3 protein-coding genes are annotated in these 7,207 nt (G+C 64.5%); all 3 read left to right on the forward strand.

The annotated features are described in order from the left end of the window. Positions 1 to 115: 115 nt before the first annotated feature. The 3 genes from OKB81_RS08815 to OKB81_RS08825 all read left to right on the forward strand — a co-directional run bounded on the left by OKB81_RS08815 (position 116) and on the right by OKB81_RS08825 (position 6,934). Positions 116 to 1,168, forward strand: a complete 1,053-nt coding sequence (locus OKB81_RS08815) for an efflux RND transporter periplasmic adaptor subunit (RefSeq protein WP_160837564.1) — start codon at positions 116 to 118, stop codon at positions 1,166 to 1,168. Beyond that, on the forward strand, positions 1,168 to 4,320 hold the full coding sequence (locus OKB81_RS08820) for an efflux RND transporter permease subunit (protein ID WP_270805207.1): 3,153 nt from the start codon (positions 1,168 to 1,170) through the stop codon (positions 4,318 to 4,320). The genes OKB81_RS08815 and OKB81_RS08820 overlap by 1 nt, the downstream gene beginning before the upstream one ends. Positions 4,321 to 4,516: 196 nt before the next feature. Further along, positions 4,517 to 6,934, forward strand: coding sequence for a YgiQ family radical SAM protein (locus OKB81_RS08825; RefSeq protein WP_270666301.1), 2,418 nt, complete (start codon positions 4,517 to 4,519; stop codon positions 6,932 to 6,934). Positions 6,935 to 7,207: the final 273 nt, after the last annotated feature.

The raw sequence follows: 7,207 nt of genomic DNA on the forward strand, positions 1-7,207 counted from the left end.
ACTGTTACGTTTTGTCACATTTATACATAGTCACGGCATAGTCAGGGGGTAACATGGTGCCATCCTTGATGAAGCTATCTCTTCTTCCTCTCTCTTTGACTGCATGGATCTTGTGATGAAAACGCGCGTGTGGCTGTGGCTTTTCCCTCTTCTTCTATTGCTGGCGGCGGGCGCCTGGCATCTGCGGCAGGCTGAACCTGCCAGCAAGCCTGCACCAAGAGAGATCAATATCAGGGCCGAAACCGTCAGGCAGAGCCTGGCCGAGCCCTCCATCAAGCTGGTGAGCAAGCTTGCGGCCAATCGCTCCGTGGCCATCAGTCCCGAGGTGACCGGCCGCATTGCCACCATCGCGGTGAGCTCCGGCCAGCAGGTCACACAGGGGCAGACCCTGATCGCCCTGGATGCGGGCAAGCAGCAGGCGGAGCTGGCCGAGCAGAGCGCCAGCGTGCGCGACGAGGTCCGCAAGCTGCGGGACATGCGCAAGCTGGTGGCGCGAGGCGCCGTCACCACCTCGGAGCTGGAGGGGCAGGAGGCGACTGTTGCCCAGGCCCAGGCCCGGGTCGATGCGGCCCGTTACGAGCTCTCCCTGCGCACCCTGGCCGCCCCCTTCGACGGCACCGTCAGCCTCATCGATCTCAGCGAAGGAGCCCTGGTCAACAGCGGCGACGTGCTCTTGCATCTGGACGAGCTGGCAAAACTGCGGCTCGATCTGGCGGTGCCCGAGCGCTACCTCTCCCTGCTGCGCCCCGGCATGGCGGTGACGGCAACCAGCTCGGCCTGGCCGGATCAATCCTTTTCCGGCGTGCTGGAGACCCTCGACAGCCGGATCTCCAGCGACACCCAGAACATCAAGGCCCGCGTCATCCTGCCCAACACCGGTGGCCAGCTGCGTCCCGGCATGCTGATGAACGTGGATCTCTCTCTGCCACCCCAGAAGATGACCCTGATCCCCGCCCAGTCGGTGGAGTATGCCGGCGAGCAGCGCTTCGTCTATCGCCTGGAGGCGGACGGACGGGTGAAGCGCGTGCCGGTGGAGCTTGGCGACACCCATGGCGAGGCCGTCTGGGTGCTCAAGGGGCTCAGCGTCGGCGATCGCATCGCGGTGGAGGGGCTGGTCAATCTGCGCGACGGCGCCCAGGTACGTGATCTGGGCGAGGTGAAAGGCTGATGTGGCTCTCCGATATCTCAGTACGCCGTCCCCTGGTGGCGGTGGTCATCAGCGCCCTGCTCACCGTGTTCGGCCTGGTGGCCTTCAGCAAACTCACCGTGCGGGAGATGCCGGATGTGCAGACTCCGTCCGTCTCCATCACCACCACCTATGAGGGGGCGGCCCCCGAGGTGATGGAGAGCCAGGTCACCAAGCCCATCGAGGATCAGCTCTCCGGCATCAGCGGCATCAAGAACATCAACTCGGTGACCCGCAAGGGGCGCTCCTCCATCACGGTGGAGTTCAAGCTCGGCTGGAACATGCTGGAGGGCACCTCCGACGTGCGCGATGCCATCTCCCGCGCGAGGCCCAGGCTCCCGGACGACGCCGACGAGCCCATGGTGACCAAGGATAACGGCAACGGCGACGTGGCGATCTGGCTGAACTTCAGCAGCACCCAGATGGACCGCACCGCCCTGACCGACTACGCGAACCGCATGCTGGTGGATCCCTTGAGCCTGGTGGACGGGGTGAGCGAGGTCTCCCTCTCCGGCGATCTGACCCAGGTGATGTATGTGCGGCTGCGCCCCGCCGACATGGCCGCCCGTGGCATCACGGTGGCAGACGTGCAGGACGCCCTCAAGCGGGAGAATATCGAGCTGCCGGGGGGGGAGATCCGCAACAACAGCATGACCATGGCGGTGCAGATCGCGCGTCTCTATCACAGCGCCGAGGATTTCCGCTCCCTGCCGGTGACGACCGCCGCCAACGGCGAGAGCATCTACCTGGCCGACATCGCCGATGTGGAGGTGGGGGCCAAGAACGAAGACAGCGCCTACCAGCGCAACGGCCGCGAGAGCTTGGGGATCGGCATCGTCGCCCAGTCCACCGCGAACCCCCTGGCCGTGGCCCAGGGCATCGAGAAGAAGCTCGTGGAGATGCAGCGCTTCCTGCCGGAGGGGGCCAGCCTGGAGGTGGACTACGACTCCACCATCTTCATCAAGCAGGCCATCGACGAGGTGTACGAGACGCTCGCCATCTGCGCCGTGCTGGTGGTGGCCGTGCTCTATCTCTTCCTCGGCCAGGGGCGCACCACCCTGATCCCGGCCATCACTGTGCCCGTCTCCCTTATCTCGGCCTTTATCGGTGCCTGGTATCTGGGTTTTTCCATCAACCTCATCACCTTGCTGGCGCTGATCCTCGCCATCGGTCTGGTGGTGGATGACGCCATCGTGGTGGTGGAGAACATCCACCACCACCTGCAGCGGGGGGAATCCCCCCTGATGGCGGCCTGGCACGGCACCCGGGAGGTGGGCTTCGCGGTCATCGCCACCACCGCCGTGCTGGTGATGGTGTTCGTGCCCATCGCCTTCATGGACGGCATGGTGGGCCGGCTCTTCACCGAGTTTGCCATTCTGTTGTCGCTCGCCGTGCTTTTCTCCTCCCTGGTGGCCCTGACCCTGACCCCGGCCATGGGCTCCTGGCTGATGCGCGCCGTCCATAAACCCAACGCCCTGACCGCCACTCTGGACCGGGGCCTTGGCTGGGTGGAGGAACGCTACCGCCGCCTGCTGGGCTGGGTGCTGCGCCGCGCCGTCTGGATGCCCCTGGTGCTGCTGCTCTGCCTCGGCGGCATCGGCGCCCTGTTTGGCAAGCTGCCCGCGAGCCTCACCCCGACCGAGGACAGGGGCGTGCTCTACGTCTTCGTGAAAGGGGCCGAGGGCACCAGCATCGAGCGGATGAAGCGCAACATGCAGCAGGTGGAGGCCGCCATCCTGCCGCTGCTCGGCCAGGGGGTGGTGCAGGCCATGAGCTTCAGCACCCCGGCCTTCGGGCGCGGCGGCGATCAGACCGGCATGGCCATCATCCAGCTCAGCGACTGGGCGGTGCGGGAGGAAACGGCCACCGAGTTTGGCCGCTCCCTGAGCGGCCGCCTCGCCGGCATCCCCGACGTGATGATCCGCACCTTCCAGCCGGGGTTCAGAGGCGGCTCCACCGCGGCGGTGCAGTTCGTGCTGCAAGGCTCCGATTACGGCGAGCTCAACCAGCAGGGGCTGGCGCTCAAGGAGGCGGCGGCCCAAAGCGGGCTGATGCAGAGCCCGGATCTCGACTATGCCGAGAAGACCCCGGAGCTGCAGGTGACCATAGAGCGGGAGCGAGCCACCCAGCTCGGCATTCCGGTCTCCACCATCGCAAGCTCCCTGCAGGCCCTGCTCGGCGGCGTCAGCCAGACCACCTATGTGGACAGGGGTGAAGAGTATGATGTCTACCTGCGCGCCAACCAGACCCAGTTCAACGGTATCTCCGACATCAGCCGCATCTATTTGAAGGCCGCGAGCGGCGAGATGGTGAGCCTCTCCACCCTGGCGACCGTCACCCAGGTGGCGAGTCCCCAGCGCCTCAACCACTACCAGCGCCAGAAGGCGGTCACCCTCACCGCGGACGTGGCCCCCGGCCACACCCTGGGGGAGGTGCTCGACTTCCTGGATGGCTGGGCCGCGGATCACCTGCCCACCGGCATGTCGGTGGATTATGCCGGCGAGTCCAAGGACTATCGCGACAACCAGGGGGAGATGGCACTGGTGTTCGGCCTGGCCCTGCTGGTGGTCTATCTGGTGCTGGTGGCCCAGTTCGAGAGCCTGCTGACCCCGGCGGTGGTGATGATGACGGTGCCACTCGGCATCTTCGGCGGCCTGCTCGGCCTCTGGCTCACGGGGCAGGAGCTCAGCATCTACAGCCAGATAGGCATGATCATGCTCATCGGCATGGTGACCAAGAACGGCATCCTCATCGTCGAGTTCATCAACCAGCTGCGCCAGCGGGGTGAAGGGTTCGAGGAGGCGATCATCAAGGGGTCGGTGCGCCGCCTGCGCCCCATCTTGATGACCTCGCTCACCGCCATCATCGGCGCCGTGCCCCTGATGCTCTCCATGGGGGCGGGGTACGAGAGCCGGATGGCCGTGGGAACCGTGGTCTTCTTCGGCTTGTCCTTGGCGACCCTGGTGACCCTGCTGGTGGTGCCCGCCATCTATCACCTGATCGCCAGACGCGCGGGGATGACGGGGGCGCGGGACAGGCTGGTGGACGAGGTACTGGCCACGGCAACCCCGGCCAGTCCCTCCCCGGTGCCGGGGGCGGTGGCCCCCGAGGGGCGTGACAAACCGGCGGCCTAGCGTGCCGACCCGCATGACAGCAAGCAGGGCGCCAATGGGCGCCCTGCTTGTTGATGAGATCGGAGTCTGTCACGCCGACCTGTCGCGCCCGCTCGAAGGAGCCCCTTCCCCTCGCGTTCTGTAGGGGCAAAAAGCCGTCGCCCCCGCCTGGCTCTGCCGGTATAATGCGCGACCCGAATTGTTCCAGGTGGTCAAAATGCAGCCGGTTACCAACCTCTTCTCCTATCCCCGTTACTGGGCCGAGTGCTACGGCACGGCGCCCTTCCTGCCCATGTCCCGCGCGGAGATGGACAAGCTCGGCTGGGACAGCTGCGACATCGTGCTGGTGACAGGCGACGCCTACGTGGATCACCCGAGCTTCGGCATGGCGGTGATCGGCCGCATGCTCGAATCCCAGGGTTTTCGGGTCGGCATCATCGCCCAGCCGGACTGGTCATCGAAAGATGACTTCATGCGCCTGGGCAAGCCCAATCTCTTCTACGGGGTGACGGCGGGCAACATGGACTCCATGATCAACCGCTACACCGCCGACAAGAAGCTGCGCCACGACGACGCCTACACCCCGGGGGATGTGGGCGGCAAGCGGCCGGACCGCGCCACTCTGGTCTACACCCAGCGCTGCAAAGAGGCCTATAAAGAGGTGCCGGTGGTCATCGGCGGCATCGAGGCATCCCTGCGCCGCATCGCCCATTACGACTACTGGTCCGAGACCATCCGTCGCTCCATCCTGATCGACGCCAAGGCCGACATCCTCATCTATGGCAACGCCGAGCGGCCGCTGGTGGAGGTGGCTCACCGTATCGCAGGTGGCGAGACCATCGACACCATGCAGGACATTCGCGGCACTGCGGTGATCCGCAAGGAGCCGCTGCCGGGCTGGCGCGGGGTGGATTCGAGCAAGCTCGACCAGATTGGCCGCATCGATCCCATCCCCAACCCCTATATGGAAGGGGCGCCCTGCAGCGATGACGAAGGCACGGCGCCGATGGAGCAGGAAGCCAAGCCCATCCTGGTACAACCCCCTAAGCAAAAGCCGTGGGAGCTGACCTACGTCAAGCTGCCGGCGTTCGAGCGGGTGAAGGAGGACAAGGTGCTCTACGCCCATGCGTCCCGCATCCTGCACCACGAGACCAACCCGGGCTGCGCCCGCGCCCTCTCCCAGGCCCACGGCGATCGCATCATCTGGGTCAACCCGCCTGCCTTCCCGCTCGAGACCGACGAGATGGACGGGGTGTTCGGCCTGCCGTACCAGCGGGTGCCGCACCCGGCCTATGGCAACGAGAAGATCCCGGCCTACGACATGATCAAGACCTCGGTCAACATCATGCGCGGCTGCTTTGGCGGCTGCTCCTTCTGCTCCATCACCGAGCACGAGGGGCGCATCATCCAGAGCCGCTCGGAAGAGTCGATTCTTAAAGAAATCGAAGAGATCCGCGACAAGGTGCCGGGCTTTACCGGCGTCATCTCGGATCTGGGCGGCCCCACAGCCAACATGTACAAGCTCCGCTGCAAGAGCCCCAAGGCCGAGCAGACCTGTCGCCGTGCCTCCTGCGTCTGGCCGACCATCTGCCCGCACATGGATACCGACCACAGCCCGACCATCAACCTCTATCGCAAGGCGCGTGACCTCAAGGGCATCAAGAAGATCCTGATCGCCTCCGGGGTGCGTTACGACATCGCGGTGGAAGATCCGCGCTATATCAAGGAGCTGGCCAAGTACCACGTCGGCGGCTACCTCAAGATCGCGCCGGAACACACCGAGGAGGGCCCGCTCTCCAAGATGATGAAGCCCGGCATGGGCAGCTACTACAGCTTCAAGGAGCTGTTTGACAAGTACTCCAAAGAGGCGGGCAAGCAGCAGTACCTGATCCCCTACTTCATCTCCGCCCACCCGGGCACCACGGATGAAGACATGGTGAACATGGCGCTCTGGATTAAAGCAAACCGCTTCAAGCTCGATCAGGTGCAGAACTTCTACCCGTCGCCGCTCGCCAACGCCACCACCATGTATTACACCGAGAAAAACCCGCTCAACAAGGTGAGCCGCCAGGGCGGGGACGTGTTCGTGGTGAAAGGGGAGCGTCGCCGTCGCCTGCACAAGGCGCTGCTGCGCTACCACGATCCGGCCGGCTGGCCGATGATCCGCGAAGCCCTGCTGGAGATGGGCAAGGGCCACCTCATCGGCAACGGCCCCGACTGCCTGGTGCCGCCGGAAGGCCGTGGCGAAGCCAAGGCCGAGCGCAGCCGCAACAAGGGCCTCAAGCCTGCGTTGACTCGTCATAGCAATATCGTGCATCAGCGCGGCAATGGGGCTGGCAACAAGGCCGCCCGTAGCGAGACTGGTGCAGGGAATGCCCCGGCAACCAGCAAACATGGCGGCAAGGCGGGCAATGGCAAACCGGTGGGGTCTCAGCTCCAGAAAGGCTCGGGCAACGGCAAGCCCGCCGCGCAGGGCGCAGGGCAGGGCACAAGTCAGGGTAAACCCGCTGGCAAGCCCGCTCACAAGGGTAAAACCCCGACCCGTGCAGGCTCTGCCAAGCCGGGCGCCAAACCCGCCACTCAAGGCGGCAAGCCTGCGGCCAAAGGGAATGGTGCCAAGCGACCGGCTCGGTGAGTTTGCTGATTGGACTGCGATAGAAATTAAAAAGGCGACCGGATGGTCGCCATTGCTAAGGAAGGTGCGAATAAGCGGGGAAATTCTTCTCGGCTGACTCAGTCATTTCATTTTTTCAGTTTGAGCCGATCTTTTCTCCCGTAAATGCCTTGAATCAGCCTATTTAGACCGTTTCTTCGCCATTTAAGGCGTTATTCCCAGTTTTTAGTGAGATCTCTCCCACTGACGTATCATTTGGTCCGCCCGAAACAGGTTGGCCAGCGTGAATAACAT

The sequence above is a fragment of the Aeromonas sp. QDB56 genome, from assembly GCF_027705505.1.
In the GTDB taxonomy this organism is placed as follows: domain Bacteria; phylum Pseudomonadota; class Gammaproteobacteria; order Enterobacterales; family Aeromonadaceae; genus Aeromonas; species Aeromonas caviae.

Excerpts from the sequence above, each read along its gene's own strand:
- OKB81_RS08815 (WP_160837564.1), top strand. The coding sequence starts at position 116 with ATGAAAACGCGCGTGTGGCTGTGGCTTTTCCCTCTTCTTCTATTGCTG.
- OKB81_RS08820 (WP_270805207.1), top strand. The coding sequence starts at position 1,168 with ATGTGGCTCTCCGATATCTCAGTACGCCGTCCCCTGGTGGCGGTGGTC.
- OKB81_RS08825 (WP_270666301.1), top strand. The coding sequence starts at position 4,517 with ATGCAGCCGGTTACCAACCTCTTCTCCTATCCCCGTTACTGGGCCGAG.